Origin of the sequence: Pediococcus sp. AC40, assembly GCF_030252485.1 — a bacterium.
GTDB lineage: Bacteria > Bacillota > Bacilli > Lactobacillales > Lactobacillaceae > Pediococcus > Pediococcus acidilactici.
This window is the reverse complement of record NZ_CP127012.1, coordinates 773,050-789,277: the sequence shown is the minus strand read 5'-3', so window position 1 is coordinate 789,277 and position 16,228 is coordinate 773,050. Positions and strand designations below refer to the sequence as shown.

The 16,228-nt window shown below is 37.8% G+C and carries 12 protein-coding genes and 1 pseudogene; 2 read left to right on the top strand and 11 right to left on the bottom strand.

Annotated elements, in window-relative coordinates; genetic code table 11:
* Positions 1–2: 2 nt before the first annotated feature.
* Positions 3–2,636, bottom strand: coding sequence for a glycoside hydrolase family 38 N-terminal domain-containing protein (locus tag NL111_RS03795; protein ID WP_285110507.1), 2,634 nt, complete (start codon positions 2,634–2,636; stop codon positions 3–5).
* Between the two features lie 28 nt (positions 2,637–2,664).
* The gene (locus NL111_RS03790; RefSeq protein WP_182888604.1) at positions 2,665–4,002 is read right to left on the bottom strand and encodes a PTS sugar transporter subunit IIC; all 1,338 of its coding nucleotides are present in this window, start codon (positions 4,000–4,002) and stop codon (positions 2,665–2,667) included.
* A 166-nt stretch (positions 4,003–4,168) separates the two neighbouring features.
* Here NL111_RS03790 and NL111_RS03785 point away from each other — a divergent pair, with 166 nt between their 5' ends.
* Positions 4,169–4,882 (top strand): GntR family transcriptional regulator, encoded by a 714-nt coding sequence (locus NL111_RS03785; protein WP_285110587.1) that lies wholly within the window; start codon positions 4,169–4,171, stop codon positions 4,880–4,882.
* A 68-nt stretch (positions 4,883–4,950) separates the two neighbouring features.
* On the opposite strand, the gene NL111_RS03780 is transcribed toward NL111_RS03785, so the two are convergent.
* The 6 genes from NL111_RS03780 to NL111_RS03755 all read right to left on the bottom strand — a co-directional run bounded on the left by NL111_RS03780 (position 4,951) and on the right by NL111_RS03755 (position 12,226).
* The gene (locus tag NL111_RS03780) at positions 4,951–5,370 is read right to left on the bottom strand and encodes a PTS sugar transporter subunit IIA domain-containing protein (RefSeq protein ID WP_002831292.1); all 420 of its coding nucleotides are present in this window, start codon (positions 5,368–5,370) and stop codon (positions 4,951–4,953) included.
* Between the two features lie 14 nt (positions 5,371–5,384).
* Entirely contained in the window at positions 5,385–6,182 is a 798-nt protein-coding gene (gene agaD / locus NL111_RS03775) for a PTS galactosamine transporter subunit IID (RefSeq protein WP_002831290.1), read from the bottom strand.
* Entirely contained in the window at positions 6,172–6,972 is an 801-nt protein-coding gene (gene agaC / locus NL111_RS03770) for a PTS galactosamine transporter subunit IIC (RefSeq protein ID WP_002831288.1), read from the bottom strand. The genes agaD and agaC overlap by 11 nt, the downstream gene beginning before the upstream one ends.
* A 26-nt stretch (positions 6,973–6,998) precedes the next feature.
* On the bottom strand, positions 6,999–8,219 hold the full coding sequence (gene agaB / locus NL111_RS03765) for a PTS galactosamine transporter subunit IIB (protein WP_004165315.1): 1,221 nt from the start codon (positions 8,217–8,219) through the stop codon (positions 6,999–7,001).
* 464 nt (positions 8,220–8,683) lie between these two features.
* A complete protein-coding gene (locus tag NL111_RS03760) occupies positions 8,684–9,979 on the bottom strand; it encodes an MFS transporter (protein ID WP_285110506.1) in 1,296 nt (431 codons plus the stop codon).
* Between the two features lie 9 nt (positions 9,980–9,988).
* The gene (locus NL111_RS03755; RefSeq protein ID WP_081225734.1) at positions 9,989–12,226 is read right to left on the bottom strand and encodes an FAD-dependent oxidoreductase; all 2,238 of its coding nucleotides are present in this window, start codon (positions 12,224–12,226) and stop codon (positions 9,989–9,991) included.
* A 107-nt stretch (positions 12,227–12,333) separates the two neighbouring features.
* On the opposite strand from NL111_RS03755, the gene NL111_RS03750 reads away from it, so the two are divergent.
* On the top strand, positions 12,334–13,086 hold the full coding sequence (locus tag NL111_RS03750) for a helix-turn-helix transcriptional regulator (protein ID WP_002831282.1): 753 nt from the start codon (positions 12,334–12,336) through the stop codon (positions 13,084–13,086).
* A 72-nt stretch (positions 13,087–13,158) separates the two neighbouring features.
* Here NL111_RS03750 and NL111_RS03745 read toward each other — a convergent pair whose 3' ends face one another.
* From NL111_RS03745 to NL111_RS03735, 3 genes and pseudogenes are all read right to left on the bottom strand, one after another.
* Entirely contained in the window at positions 13,159–14,037 is an 879-nt protein-coding gene (locus NL111_RS03745; protein WP_285110505.1) for an ROK family protein, read from the bottom strand.
* Between the two features lie 3 nt (positions 14,038–14,040).
* Positions 14,041–15,425 (bottom strand): annotated as a pseudogene (locus NL111_RS03740) (glycoside hydrolase family 1 protein).
* Positions 15,425–16,228 carry a MurR/RpiR family transcriptional regulator gene (locus NL111_RS03735; protein WP_285110504.1) on the bottom strand — a complete coding sequence of 268 codons (804 nt, stop codon included), beginning with the start codon at positions 16,226–16,228 and terminating at the stop codon, positions 15,425–15,427. The pseudogene NL111_RS03740 and the gene NL111_RS03735 overlap by 1 nt, the downstream one beginning before the upstream one ends.

The window sequence follows — 16,228 nt, the reverse complement described above, 5'->3', positions numbered from 1 at the left end:
TCTCAATCACCACCAATTATTTCTCCGATAGGAAACAGTCCAATAGTCCGAATTTCCCCTGGTTTAAACTTCGGTAACGAATAGTTTTTCACCGCGTTTGCTACTGTTTGTTGGACCTCACCTTTTAGGTCCATTAAAGATACGTTAACATTCTGCGTAAATTGCAGATTTCCTGGGTTAGCCACGGTTTGTTGCGTAGGATTATATAATCGTAATTCATATCCTGTCTGATCTACCGACGTTTGAAAACTGCTTAAGGTAACTTTTAAATTGTTAATCTTGACGATTGGCCGATGTTTAACCTCATTAGCAAGTTCATTAACCGCAAAGTATTGCAATGGAGTAGTAAATCGGTTAATTACTTGGCGCTGGTAATACAAACCAGATTGCGATACTTGCAGATGCATACATTGCAATTGTCGTGGATCCCAATCGTGAGTAATTACAATTGCACCTTGGAAACTTTGCTCGCCCATTAACTGGCTATCGGGGGTGGCTACTGATTTCATCACTAAACCAGAAGCATCTCCAGGGCGGCGTTTTAAGTCTGGTCGGCCTAAGAAACCTACACCACGAAAAAGCGTAACTGCTAATTTAGCGAATTGGTCACCAATTGCTTGGAATTCTCGCATACCAGCAGTAATGAACGAAAAACTTTTTTCTCTATCATGAACATTGGCAAAGTGAAGCATCGGTCTTAATGCCGTAGGTTCTTCCCGATATCCAATTGCTTGCCAATTATCAATTTTAGGGTCAATTACTGGACGTTGAGCAACGCCAAATTGGGTGTCCGCAAAAGTATTTTGGGCTTTTATCCCCGTGTTCATCACCAAACGAAGTCGGTGATCAAGTACTTGGTTATTAACATTCATCTTAAACTTTATCAAATCACCACCTTGATCTAGCTGCAACTTTATTCGGTAAGTAATAGCTCCGTTACTTTTTTTTGCGGCTCGTTCTTGCAAATCATAAGGAACGTGCCACGTGCCTTCCAAAAGCATTATTTGCGTTTGCTTTCCTGCTTTGGTAGTAATTGTTGCATTCGCAAATCCTAAGTTGATAATCCAATCTTTGTATGCAGGCGAATAATCGTACGTATCTCCTTCGTCGCCGCCGTCTTCAAAGCTTAATGCATTTGTATAGGTACAATGATTTAGTTTATCAGTTATGTTTAACTGCCCATTTTCAAATTCTATCTGGTATTTTTCATTTTGAATTTCATTAGTAACCGAAGCAGCTAAAATTTCCTTACCGGCGGTGCCTTCTTTAATTCTAAAACTAGTCCAGTCGGTAGCCTTAATCTGCACTCTCATAGCTATTCGACTCACGTAATAATATTCGTTATCCATCTCCGCTGGATTTCGCCGTAATGTAGCAGCGTTGCACTGCTTTTGTTCAATTAGATCAAAACCTATTTTGCCATCTTGAGATATAATTTCAAAAGACGGGGTCGTAGTGCTGACCTCTAACTCCCGGACTTCGTCTACTGACATTGGCAACGGGTTCCATAAGAATAAGTCGTCCCCATTCTTCACTGAAACACTTAATTTTCGTAACAAATAGTCTTTTAAAGAACGCGCAAGTTGTTGGGCTTCTACCGCACGATTATAAATATCTCGGTTAGTTTTATCACTATTGCTTCCTCCCGAACTATCATGCGCTTGTCCTTTAGCAATTATTTGCCAAACCTCATCAATTAATCCTTGCTTAACTTCCATACCCTGTTGGCGGGAAATTGCTGAAAGTGGTTCTACCTGGTAAATCATCAATTGCTCTAGCTCATCATAGATTTGTTTGAGATCATAACGAGAGGAATAAATTCCTCGATGAATTTTTGAAACTGAAGGATCAATAAACTCACCACTAAGCTTAGGAAGCACCTCATTTTGTTCTAAGGCATTAAAGTATTCCGGATAGTTGCTTTCAATGATTTCATATTCTCCAGCTAATTCTCGATTGGCCAACTTTAAGCGTTTCTTCAAATTAAAATCTACCGCTCGTTGGTCGCCCCCAATTGGTAAGACCAAATCTTCTACGTTGGTATCTGTAGAAATGTTTTGCATTAACTCCTTAAAGTTATCTTTTTCAACTAAGTCTACGCCCGCATAGTACCCATTTTTGATATTAGCCGTCAGCACTTTTGAACCATCTTCACTCGTCCAGTAAAAATATCTAACTTTTTGGTCCGCTGGAAGTCCCCGCCAAAACACGGCATCTTTAATGCCAAAACCATTATATATTTTCGGCATATCTTTACTCTGACCAAATGAATCCGGGAGGTATCCTACTTTAGTAGATTTACCTAATTTTCTACTAGCCTTCAAGCCTAACCGTAAGTTTCTAACCGCCGACTCACCCGAAGTTACCATTTCATCAATTTGGGTGTACCACGGCCCCACAAACAATCGTCCAGCTTTTACGTACTTTTCAAGCGTAGCTCTTTTTTCAGGACAGGTTTTTAAATAATCATCTACAATGGCCATCTGTCCATCTAGCATGTAATACTCCAGCTTATTTTCAGCTAACGCCTTGAAAACATCGTCCATGTGAAAGATAAATTGTACCCGAGCCTCCTGACGTGAAAAGTACCATTCAAAATCCCAATGCGTATGTGCAACTGCGTAAACTTTTTTCAAAACCAACACTCCTTCTCTACTTACCTACTTAAACTGCTAATTCTTGATCAGCCACCGCACGTTCATGTCGTTGGTTAATAATTACAAATGGCGCGTACAAGAACACGTCCAAAACGACTAGCACAAACGTTAATACTACGGGACTGAAATGAAAGGCACCTAGGACCCAAGTACTAATAAAAATTGGTTCGTTTCCTGAATTTAACACTACTAAAGGTACTACCCAGCCAATTGCCGTAACTACGTACGCAATTACTGCATTAATAATTGGAACTAGAATCCACGGAATGAACATCAACGGGTTCAAGACAATCGGCAAACCAAAAATAACCGGTTCGTTAATTCCAAAGCAGCCAGGAATTAAGGCTAATTTTGCAACCTCCCGTTCTTTTTCACCTTTACGAGTGAAAATTAACATCGCAATAATTAAACCAAAGGTCGCCCCTGATCCACCTATCATTGCGTAAACGTTAGTCATTGTATTTGGTGCAATGGAGATGCCTGCAAAACTTTGAGTTTTAGCAAATTCAGCGACGTTTTGTAAGAAAAGTGGCAACCAAAACGCTGAAACCACACCCCATACAATATTGAAACCATGCAAACCTAAGAACCATAAGATTTGTTCCAATAAAATTACGATAATAATTGCTGGTAATCCGGTTCCGACGGTTAATAATGGCTTAATCAAAACTTCGGAGATCATTTGGACTAAAGAAACGTAACCTAAAGACTGAATTACAATCCGTAAGGCGCCAAATACTAATAAAACTTCTGAAATAGGAATTAATGAAAGAAAGGAGTCAAAAACGTTTTGAGGAACGTTGCCAGGCATTTTAATGGTAAACTTGCTCCGAGCAAACTTTGCGAATAAAGCTACCGAAATCATACCGACAATTAGCCCCGTAAACATCCCTTCGTAACTAAAGAATGATGTTGAAAAGCCCTCGATCACCTTTGCCTTAGTATCTAAAAAATTAACGTTATTGGGTACCATAACAAAATATGCTGCTAGTGCTAGTAAAGTAGCAATAATTGGATTTAAGTTGTCATTACGCGAATCCCGTTTTAATTCCACCGCATAGGAATAAGCCGATGAAAATACCACAATTAAAGCGACAATCCCTAAGGTTGCCGTACCTAGGTACCCGAAAAGATTGCTTATATTGGTCAAAATAACGTTATCTAGGTGCTTAGCCTTGATTAACGCGTCAATCTGCATTTTAATTAAGTTTGAAAATGATCCGACAACGGTAAACGGTATTGTTCGAACAAACGCATTTTTAATTGCTTGTAAGATGGTATTCCGCTCTACCCATGAAGAAACTTTCAGTAATGGTTCTTGAATTGACTCAAGTTTGAATTTCATAACAGTTTTCTCCTTGTATTTTTTCGAAATCAAGCGCTTTCATTTCACCTATTATATTAAAGTCAATTTACAAATTTGTAAATACAATTTTTAAACAAAAATGTATACAAATAATATTTTTAGCGTTAATATGTATATACAAATCTTAAATAAGGGGTTTATCTTTATGTTCAGATATCGTGAGGTCTACTCAGACATTAAACGAGACATCTTAACTAATCACTATCGTGCTGGGCATGCTTTGCCTACCCAAGATGAGTTAGCTAATAAATATGACATTTCTCGTATTACCTTAAAAAAATCTATTCATTTGCTAGAGGAAGAAGGATTAGTATTTAGCAAGCAAGGATCCGGCACCTTTGTCCGCCAAAGGATGAACAATCAGTCCGGTGAATTGTTGCCCCTTGACTTACCCGTAGGTGTAACCTATTCTCATCGTGACCAAAAAATAACTAGTAAAATTTTGTATTTTGATGCCCGTTTGCCATCTAAAGAGGAACAAAAAAATTTACAAATAAAGGGTAATGAACCTGTTTATGAAATTAAGCGTCTTCGATTAATTAATGGAGAAAAATACAGCTTTGAGCACACCCTCATGCCAGTCAGCATCGCTCCATTAGACGAAAAAATCATTCTAGGATCCATTTACGACTACTTAGGCAGCAAAGCAAAATTACAGTTAACGGATGCTCAAAGAATTGTCTATGCTGAAGCTGCTGATGAAGAAGCTGCTAGTATTCTTGGCGTTAAAGCTGCTAGCCCTCTTTTTGTAATCAAACAAACCGCCTATGACCAACGTGGCCGGGCTTTTGAATATTCAATTTCTAAATTTATTGGTGATCAAAGTCAGTTTGTTTTGGATGTCCATTTAAATAAATAATTTTTATACTAAAAAGCAGGTCTCCAAGTTTAAGGTGGAGTCCTGCTTTTTAAGTTTACTAATTTATTTTAAATACCATCTTCCGCAAAATTTTTAGTTGAAATCGGCTCACTAAAGTCTGCTAACTTTGCCGTATCCTTAGTGATTTTAACAAGATCTTGAGCGTATGCTTTTACACTATCGTATTCTTTAAAAATTGATTCTAGTAAAGCGTTAAGGTTGCATCCCGAAACAACTTCAATTTTTTTGTTAAGAACCGAAATTTTCGCTGCTTCCTTAAATGGGGTACCTCCAGCAAAATCCGTAAAATACAATATTGCTACATTTCCCTTAGATACGTTTTCTAGTTCAACAGCCAAATCTTTTTCACTCATTGTTTCTGTAAAATCGATTGCCATTATTTCTTTATGTTCTCCAGAAAGAAGCTCAAGAGCGCTTTTCAAACCAGTAGCAAAGTTTCCGTGTCCAGTAATAATTGTTTTAATCACTCGTACCGCCTCACTTACATAATATTAAAAAATGAACACAAAATACAAAGTACAAATACTACTGCAATAAGTACGATGGGAGATACTTTCTTTTTTAGTAACCAATAAAGAAAGAACGTAAATCCTAAAGGTAAGATATTAGGAAATATTTTATCTAGAAAGTCTTTTTGCAATGATACTGTTCCAATTTTTACACTAAGTGATAGCGAAACATACGAGCTAATTAATGCTCCAATTACAGTTAAACCCATAATCGTCGCAACTCGAGCGATAATTTCAGAATTATCTTGAATAACGTCAATAGCCTTAACACCAAGGTTATATCCTAAATGCGCAAATGGAATTCGGCATAAAAATATCGCCAAATACACAATGAAAAACAGAATGGGTCCTAAGATATTTCCCTTGGATGCAAATGAAGCTGCTATTCCACCAACAATCGGCATTAAAGTAAACCAATATATTGCATCACCTATACCTGCCATTGGTCCAAACAATCCGTTTTTTAACCCGCGAATCGTTTGTCGATCAACTCTTTTTTCTTCTAAACTCGTTAAAAGTCCCATTAAAATTGAAACTAGCGGCGGTGAAGTATTAATGAATTCCATGTTATCGGCCATTGCATCGGCTAAGCCCTTTTTATCATTACCAAATATTTTCTTCCATATTGGTACTTGTGCCCAAGCCCATCCCCCAGCTTGCATTCGTTCATAAGAAAAGGCTGCTTGAAGCAACGACGAGCGAATAGCAAGTTTAGTTATGTCTTTATTGGTTACTTTTTGAATATTGCCATGATTTCCTCTAGATTCCATCTTCTTCACCTCCATCAGCTGCTTTTATAGCATCGATTTGTTGTTGCAACTTTTTATTTTTCTTGTCTCTAAAGAATTCAATCATTGCAAAAATAACTCCTACAACAGCAGCAGGTAAAACATTAGAAAAGTTAATGAAGCTTGCTACAACAAAACCTAGCAATAAGAATGGTAGGTACTCCACCCTTAAAAGTACTTTTAACAACATCGCAAATCCCACAGCCGGTAAAGCGCTTCCAGATAATTCAAAACCATGGATTAACCATAGTGGCATGGCTTTCACTAATGCTTGCATTGGGCCCTGAGCTGCATAAGCTGACAAAAAGATTACTACAAAAAATAAAATTCCCACAATTGTCATAATAAGATACGGAATAGAACCAAACTTTTTTGTATCTGCATTCGCAGCTGCCTTATCCATTACCGGCATAAAAACCGAAAATAACGAATAACACATTAATAAAATATATTGCATAAGCATTGCAAAAGGCAAAGACAGCCCTACCGCAGTAGCAGGAGCAACTTCTGCGGTATATGCAATAACTACCGTCATAATTCCACAAACTGCTGGATTAGGCGGTTGCGTCCCTCCAGCCGGAGTTAACCCCGCAAAAGTAAGCTCTGTAAGCCCCCCAGCTATTATTCCTAAAGTTGGTACTCCAAGTATAAAACCAGCTACTGTACAACTTATGATTGGCCTAAAGATATATAAAACCTCTAGCCACGAATCAAGACCTGCTATAACTGCAAATATGGATAACATAAGACCCTGAGTTAGAGTAATTGACATCGCATAGCCCTCCTAATTGAGCAATCTTAAAAATTAATTTTCGTCTTATGATCCCCTGGAACATCTTGTATATATACATTAACGCCCTTTTGGACTATCTCTGTAAGAGTATTTTTATCATTTTGATCTACATAAACCTTTTTAGTAATCTCCTCTTTACCAGGCGCAAAATGCATATTTCCTACATTCAGTTCTTTAATGGGCACTCCCCCGTCAATTAGCGTTAATGCGTCTTCTGGAGTTTTTACAACAATAAAAATTTTTTGTCGATCTGCTGCTTTTTGAATCACGTTAATAGTTTTTTGTAAACTAAAAAACCTAATTTGAGCTCCTGATGAATCCGCAGTACTCTTCATTAATTTTTGTTGCAAATCGTCTGTTGCAACTTCGTCATTCGCAACTAGTATTAAATTAGCACCTAAAGTTTTAGTCCAGGTAACTCCGACTTGTCCATGTACTAAGCGATTATCTATTCTTGTAAGTAAAATATGTGGTTCTGTCATAGTATGTTCCTCCTTATGTCGCACAAAAAATACATGAGATGATGCTGGTGAAATGGCCGTACTCATATAAGTAATGCGATTATCCTCATTCTCGTACGTAGTTATTGCTTTAACATAAGATTCTCTAGGAGCTGCACTTGGTATTCCATGCAACCTAGGAGGGATACTTTCAACTTCTGTATCAATTTCATGGTGCAATAAATTAGGATTCAAATTAAATTTACGAGTAAGTAATGGAATAATTTCAGCATTTTCAAGTTCTGCCGAAGTAATCATAGGAAAATCTTCAAATATTATAAATGTTTCCCGCTGAATAATCGGTTTTCTATCAGATATATAAACTTGATTAATACGATATAAGTAATCGCTATTCTTTGCTTTCATCAGTTTTCTAATATTTGGTTCTTCTCCATCTGCTAGAATAGAAAATTCGTGCAACTCGATGTAAACAGAATGCCCTAATCTTCTGAGATCCTCACTGTTATTGTCAATAAAGCTTACTTCCGAATCCGCATACGCATCACGTTTTTTTACAAAGCTACCTTGGCCTTGGCGCCTTGTTATATATCCCTTTTCTTCCAACTCTGCTAAAGCTTTACGAACTGTAATTCTGCTGACGTCATACTGATTACACAGTTCTTTTTCTGACGGAAGTTTAGATTTGATTGCAAATTCTCCGCTTTCAATTTGCTGTATCAATTCTTCACTAATTTGTTTATATTGCCAGAATGGTTGTTTTCTCATATCTTTCACCAACTTGTTATATCGATATAACAACCATACCCACACTATAGTCTGTCGTCGAGTTTATGTCAACGCTTTCATAGGTGCTTTATGCCGATATATCGTTATTTTTTGTTTTTAAGGCCTTGTCTTGTTATATGTAAATACAGGCGTTATATTTTTTATTTGAAATAAAAACGTATATAAGTCTATCATACCGTTATTCTGTAGTTTGAAAATTAAAAGATACTATAAAATTCTCTCCATTATTACAAGTGCAACAGTTATTTTTCCACTGATATTCAAATTATTATTGTAACAAAGATATAAATTTTTCATTAGTAACAAAAAAAGCATATTGAATACATATTGGATTACTGCTTTTAATAATTAATATTCATAAAATAATGCAATATAGACAACAAAAAAGCAGACCAATGTTATAAACATCAGATCCTGCTTTTTAAGTCTAATATGCTAAATAATTAATCTTTTAACTCGATTTTACCGACGACAAAAATGTAAGAAAGCGCGCCCAGCAAAGCAATTGCTGCTATGAATACCAAGGCTGAAGAAAAATTACCATTAGAAACTAGAATACCAATTACAATTGGGATCACTATTGAAGATAAAGCCCCACATCCGTTAAATATTCCACCTGCCAATCCAATTAAGTGTTTAGGAGCTAACGCAGTAACGAATACCCAAGTAATGGTCGCCAAGCCGTTTCCAAAAAAAGCAATCGACATAAATAAGATAATCAAAACTGGATTAGAAACAAAGTTTGCCCCTAAAATTAAAAGTGTTAACAATAGTCCCGTAATTACGGGAGCTTTACGGGCTAAACTAGCTGAACGTCCTTTTTTAATTAACTGATCAGAAATAAACCCTGCCAATATTACCCCACAAAAAGCTGCTAAATATGGAATTGAAGACAAAAAACCGGACTGCAAAAAATTAACGTGCTTTGCTTTTGTTAAATAGGTTGGAAACCATGTTAGGAAAAACCAAAACGTCCCCGAAATTGCAAATTGCCCAATATAAATTCCAATCAATCTTCGTGAAAATAGCTGTTTGATGTTTTGCGAATTAAGTTTAACTTTGTGCTTATCAACATTCTTCAAATCATCGTCAGTAATTGCGCCTCCAACTTTTATATATTTTAATTCGTCTTGGCCGACAAATCGGCTTTTATCTGGGTCAGAATAAAATATATACCAAATAATTGACCAGATGATTCCAACTACTCCAGTTACGACAAATAGCCCTCGCCAACCAATTGAATTATGAATTCCGTATAAAATTGGAGTTGAAAACGCTAATCCTAAGAATTGGGCAGACGAATAAATTCCGATTGCCGTACCCCGTTCGTCTTCGGGAAACCAATAAGAAATCGCCCGGTTATTAGCTGGCATTACCGGTGCTTCAAAAAATCCTACTCCTAGTCGTAATCCCATTAATTGCCCAAATCCACTAATGAATGCTTGAAATACCGTGACCAATGACCAACCAAATAAACTAATGAAATACATTATTCGGGAACCAAACTTATCCAGTAAAATCCCTCCTGGAATTTGCATTGCAGCATAAATCCAACCAAATGCCGAAAAGATAAGGCCTTGCTGGACAGTTGATAGTCCTATCTCTTTAGATAATTCCGGCATCGCAATCGAAACATTTGTACGATCCATGTAATTAATCACTATATTAATAAAAACAAAAGCTAAAATTACGTAGCGCATATTTGTTGATAATCTTTTAGACTTTTCTAAAGGTGCCATACGAACCTCCTAATATACTCGAACTTCAAATAAAGAAAACTGTTGACTACCATTGGTTTGGAGTAACTCTAATTTCAATTTATTAGTCTGAATAGGTTGCTCAAATTCTTTCACCAAATGCCGTTGACGATTTTGATCTACCGACCACCACCGTTTCCAACTACCGTTTTTCCAGTAGTATAGGTTAAACGCCTTTACTAGTTCGGGGACCTCATCAAAATATGTACGATGGTGGTGTAGATTAATAATATCTTCGTTAACGTCATCGTTAAATGTCAGGTTAATCTGTTTCATATTCTGGAGTCCTTTCCAACTTAGTTCGATGGCTTCTGGTTGACCGTTAAAATTAGTAACCCACATATTGGGTCCACCATAAGGTCGAACATACCCATTAATAATTTTCGTTGGTTGAAATGCGTTAGTTTGTTTTACTCGAAAAACAAAGTTCCGCCGGTTAATTAATTGATTTGTCCAATACAATAGTGGACTCTTTCGAGAATAATCATGCAGCTCCGGCTGGTTCAATTCGGCAATAGGATTATTTACATAGCTCAAAACTCCGGCAAACTCTTGATTACCTAGATATAAAATACAGTCTTCGTTTTTTTCAATTACCACAAATAAGTTTTGTGCATGACTAGGTTTGTAATTAACTTTTACTTCTTGCCATCCGTTAAACCCTTTATCGATTTTTATTTTTTGTTTGCCAATTAAAGTATCCGGAATATAATTTTGTGGATTCCCGGTACTGTACCACTTAACTATTAAAGAAGTCGCCTTTTCGGTTGATAAAAAAATATCCAATTGGTTAACTTGAGGATCTACGGGAATGGTAAAAGCCGCTGCTTTAGTTAATCGATATGGTTCAGCATTCGCCACGTAAGTGTTAATTTCAGTTAATGTGCTAGTGGACGTAATGTCAGCCTGCCGGGCTAGGTCGTGTTCATCTTGATTTTTAATCCCTAATATCGCACCGTCTTCTCTCAATAAAGTTTGCTGATATTCCTTTAAATAGTGCAAATAAACATCGCGAGGATTAGCGTTATGTTTAACTGCAATGGCGGCTGCAGTCCCTGCTGCCTGCCCCATTACTGCGCAGGTTGCCATTACGCGAACCGTTCCAAAAGCTACGTGAGAAGTAGAAACATCTCTTCCGGCTAAAAATAAATTGTTAATATTTTTTGAATACAGTATGCGATATGGAATATGATAGATCCCATCAGGAACGGAATGTTGTGCGCCAACAGAGTCGTTGTAAACGCCAGAAGCTGGATGTAAGTCAATTGACCATCCTCCAAAGCCAATCCGATCTTTAAACAACACTTGTTCTTCAATATCAGTTTGCTTTAGTGTATAATCTCCTTCAAACCTACGATATTCTCTTTTCCCAGGTACTGAACCAATCCATTCCAAAGTTAAGTTATCAGCATCATAGTTCCCGGAATTTTTAATATAATCCCAAATTCCGTATACGATAGCTTGCAATTCGTCTCTAATTTTTTCGTTATCATGAAGAACGTCTAACTCACCGCCCCATTCAATCCACCAATAAGCACAACCATTATCTTCTTTTTTAATAATTCGATTTTTAATAATTGAAGTCTTAGTAATGTCTCTTGCAAAGCTTGGTTTAACGTACTTTACTGGACGACCAAGATCCTTAGTATAGAAAAATAGTGTGCTACCTAGGGTCGTTTTATCTTCGTGAAGCGGTGCTAAGCTTTCGTTAAATTCTACCCGACTTTCTCGTCCAAGCCGAAATTTTGCTCCCGCTAAAAAAGCTACGATGCCATCTCCACTGCAATCAATAAAGTGGGAGCTCTTGAAAGTAATTAGTCTTTCTGAACCTGACATAAAACCTGAAATTGATTCGATCTTTTGATGGTCTTGCATTTTCACCGTCATTATTTCGGTATTCAAAAATAAGCGGATGTTACTTTCCTCTTTTACCTTTTCCATTAATAATGCATCCCATAAGTATGGGTTTCCCTCTGGATTACGGTACTGATTTTCTACAAATAATTCCCCCATAATTCCCGTCTCTCTTGCATATCGATTAACTCCATGCTTAGTTGCGCCTGCCACCCATACACGAATTTCGCTGCTTGAATTCCCCCCCAAGACTCCTCGATTTTGTACTAACGTTACTTTATGATTCAAGCGTGCTGCGGCGATTGCAGCACAAACACCTGCTAATCCGCCACCAATCACCGTTATGTCAGCGGTTACATTTTCTTCTAACATCATATTCGCCTCCTTGGTCTTAAGATACCCAGTTGTGACCATTTGCACAATTTACTTTTTTTAGTTAAACATGTATTATTTTTGTCAAAATACAAAGGAGGATTTTTCCGATGTCTGTTGAAACTGCTGGATATGCATATTGGCAAAATAAGCCCCGTTTTCAACTTAGTGCTGACGTAGATTCACAATACGTCATGTACATCATTGAAAAAGGAGCTTGTTGGTACCACTTCAATAATCATGAGGGGGTTGCTAAAGCAAATGATGTTTTAGTCGTTCCGCCATATACTAACTTTCAGCGTAAAATGCTACTAACCATGACTTTTCACTTCGTCCGTTTGACTTCTGATACTGACATTCCCCATTCTATGATTGGAAATCACCACTACTCTACTAGCCGCTTTACTGAAAACTGTAGCATGCTAAAGAAAACGAACTTTAGTTTTCATCCCCGTGCTCAAATAGTTCGTAATCACATTGTTAATGATTTTATGATCACTAAAATTATGACTTATTTTCAACCAGCCCCGAAAAATATTCGTCATCGCAATCAGACAATTACTGCTGCAATTAATCTAATGCACCAGGATTTAACACTTTCCATTAGCAAAATTGCTTCCCAAGTTGGACTTAATGCTGCCTACTTTTCTAAAACTTTTAAAAAAGTAACTGGTGAGTCTCCAATTAGTTTTTATACGAAAATCAAACTTAAAAAGGTTCAATCCCTATTAATTACTACCGACCTCTCGCTAACAGAAATAGCCGATACAACTGGTTTTAATGATTCATTCTATTTAAGTCGGGTTTTTAGTCGCTACTTAAACTGCTCACCAAGTGAATTTCGGAAAAATCACATTATTTAGTTAATATAATAAAAAACAGCCACCAACATCTTAGTATGTCAGTAGCTGTTTATTATGACTATTCATCTATATTTAATGATAAAAATTGTAAGCCGCCCCTACCAAATTAGCATCATTGTGCATTTGAGCGGCAATTACTTGTGGAGTAATTGGAATCTCCTGTGAAGTAATTGAATTATCGTTCAATTGTCCCACTAAATCGCTTAACGTTTGGTTCAAGCCGTTAATAAATTCTCGGTTAGCAGAGATACCTCCCCCAATAATTATGGCTTCGGGGTCGGTACTAAACTGGATATTATAAATAACGTGCGCTAAGTTAGCATACATCTTTTGCACTTCCGTAATGGCTAATTGATCGCCCTTAGTTGCCAATTCAAAAACCTGTTGTCCAGTCCATTGCGTGCCTTTTTGTGCATTGTATCGTTCCGCAACTTTAACTGCCGTGCCTACCGTGCTTAACTGCTGGTTATCTAGTCCTAGCATCATTCCAAATTCACCACCATAAAGTTGGTGACCATGCACGATTTTGCGATCAACTACGACTGCTCCACCAACCCCGGTACCAATTACCACGAATAAAACATTTTGCATGTCCTTAGCGGCACCCAGCGCAACTTCTGCTAAAGCAGCGCAGTTAGCATCGTTTTCCATCGCCACTGGTAGTCCTAATTTTACTTCGAGTTCTTTTTGAATGGGAAAATTATGAATGTATGGCAAGGCACTAATCCCGCCAATCACTCCGGTATTTTGGTCAACCGCCCCTGGAATACTCATCCCTACGCCAGCAACGTTAGTAAATTTTGCACTAATTGTTTGTAAAACTTGGTAAAAATCAGTAAGCTTGGCGGGGGTAGCAACTTGTCCTTGATCACTAAGGCGCTGGTCTTCTTCATGCCATAATCCGTACTTAATTGACGTGCCCCCTACATCAATTGTAATTAAATTCTTCATTAATTAATCCTCCACTGAAAAGCCATTTTGCTTAATTAAATTACGGTACCAGTAGCCACTCTTTTTAATAGTCCGTTGATAATGATTATCTAAATCGACACTCACTAAACCATAACGATTTCGGTACCCATTCAACCAGGACCAACAATCTACGAAAGTCCACAAATGGTATCCAAAACAATTACTTCCCTCCGTAATGGCTCTATGTAACTGGGTTAAATGTTCTTTAATAAAGTCAATGCGGTATTGGTCATCAATTTTCCCGTTTGCATCGGCATACCGGCGCTCATCAGCAACTCCCATACCATTTTCGCTTACGTACCAAGGAATGTTGTGGTAACGCTCTTTCATCATCATGGCCACATCATATAATGCTTCTGGGTAAATTTCCCAGCCCCGGTATGGATTAATTCGGCGCTCCGGCCATTCGTAATTAGTAAATAAATCGTCCGTATTTTGAGCCGGAAAGTTTGGTTCCTCGGGTGCTTTGACTCGGAGCGGCTGATAATAATTAATTCCGATGAAATCAACGGTATATTCGGCAATTAGTTTTCTGTCTGATTCTTTAGTTTCCGGTAGCATTTGATGTTTCTTAACCAGGTCAATTAACTCTGACGGAACTTTTCCTAAGACTGCTGGATCAAGAAAGCTGCGACTCAATAGTAAATCCGCAGTTTCCTTAGCTATTTGGTCTGCTTTATCACCGCTTCGCGCGTAAGCCGGTGTAACGTTCAAAATAATTCCAATTTTTCCACCAGAAATGTTCGTTTCCCGAAACGCCTTAACTGCCATGACGTGAGCCATCAACGTATGATACCCTACCTGAATAGCTTTTTTGAAGTCCACCACCGCCGGATAATGGAAACCGTACAAGTAACCCATTTCGATATGCACAATCGGCTCGTTGAACGTTACCCAATCCGTAATTAAATCCCCAAATTGCTCAAAAGCTGTTTTCGCATAAAAGTAAAACGCGTCAACTGCCTCCCGCGTTTCCCAACCTCTTTTTCCATTAGCCACCAGGGCATGTCAAAGTGGAAAAGGTTAATAATCGGGTGAACTCCGTGATTAATTAACTCTTGGAAATACTGCCGATAGAATTTAACCGCCGCAACGTTTAAAGTTTTCCCGTCAGGAAGCAACCGGGCCCAGGCAATTGATGTCCGGTACGAATTTAAATGTAAATCTTCCATAATTTGAACATCGTTAGGATACTCTTCATATACGTTTGACGTATTTTCTGGTCCTTGTCCTTCGTTGAATTTTTCAGGATTCATTGCAAACCACTTGTCCCAGGTAGTGGCCGACTTGCCATCTTCTAGGCTGTGTCCTTCCGTTTGCGGAGCTGACGCCGCCGCTCCCCAAAGAAAGTTTTCAGGAAATTGCATTAACTCTTCCTCCAATTTTTCAATATATTTTCAGATTTAGCCCACTGAGATAAATCATGTTGGTGTAAATCAATGTACTTTGAATAAATAATATCCAGATCAATTAGCGCTGGAACCTGCGGAGAAATATTTCCTAACGACTCTTCTGGAGAAAAACTTGCAGTATACATTACTCCATCGCAGTATGGTAGGTAAGCCGATTCATGATTAGCAGTAATCAATAAGATATGTGCGCCACGAGCTTTAGCCGTTTCAATTGACTTAAGTATGGATTTGTCCTTTGCGCTAATTGAAGAGATTAGCAGAGTATCGCCTTTTTTTAAAAAATTTGCGTTTAAGGATATCGACTGCTGATCACTAAAATGTTGGACTATCTTACCAAACCGGGCAAACCGAAACTCAAAATCTAGCCCGACAAAGGAGTTAAATCCTAACCCCCAAAAGAAAATAATGCGATTTTTAAAAATTCTTTCACAGAAAAGTTGCACGATTTGTTCATCGTAACGATCGCTCGTCCGTTGGGCAATGGCCCGATAACTGTCCACTACGTCACTTGAAATTCGCGAAACTTTACGGTTTAGCGAGCCTAGGTATTCTTTATACAAAAACACTAGCTCCTTGTAATTACTTAACCCAATTTTGTGGCTGAACCTAGTAATTGAAGACGGTGATACCGCTAATCTTTTGGCTAATCCATTAATGTCGCGCACTTCTTGGTGAGCGACAAAGTAGTTGGCAATTATTTGATCCACGTCCGTAAATTGTTCCCGCTTTGATTCAATCATCAATATTAAATTACTCAT

Bases quoted from the DNA above. Each gene is read 5' to 3' on its own strand.
- NL111_RS03790 (WP_182888604.1), bottom strand. From the start codon at position 4,002: ATGAAATTCAAACTTGAGTCAATTCAAGAACCATTACTGAAAGTTTCT.
- NL111_RS03785 (WP_285110587.1), top strand. From the start codon at position 4,169: ATGTTCAGATATCGTGAGGTCTACTCAGACATTAAACGAGACATCTTA.
- agaD (WP_002831290.1), bottom strand. From the start codon at position 6,182: ATGGAATCTAGAGGAAATCATGGCAATATTCAAAAAGTAACCAATAAA.
- agaC (WP_002831288.1), bottom strand. From the start codon at position 6,972: ATGTCAATTACTCTAACTCAGGGTCTTATGTTATCCATATTTGCAGTT.
- agaB (WP_004165315.1), bottom strand. From the start codon at position 8,219: ATGAGAAAACAACCATTCTGGCAATATAAACAAATTAGTGAAGAATTG.
- NL111_RS03760 (WP_285110506.1), bottom strand. From the start codon at position 9,979: ATGGCACCTTTAGAAAAGTCTAAAAGATTATCAACAAATATGCGCTAC.
- NL111_RS03755 (WP_081225734.1), bottom strand. From the start codon at position 12,226: ATGATGTTAGAAGAAAATGTAACCGCTGACATAACGGTGATTGGTGGC.
- NL111_RS03750 (WP_002831282.1), top strand. From the start codon at position 12,334: ATGTCTGTTGAAACTGCTGGATATGCATATTGGCAAAATAAGCCCCGT.
- NL111_RS03745 (WP_285110505.1), bottom strand. From the start codon at position 14,037: ATGAAGAATTTAATTACAATTGATGTAGGGGGCACGTCAATTAAGTAC.
- NL111_RS03735 (WP_285110504.1), bottom strand. From the start codon at position 16,228: ATGAGTAATTTAATATTGATGATTGAATCAAAGCGGGAACAATTTACG.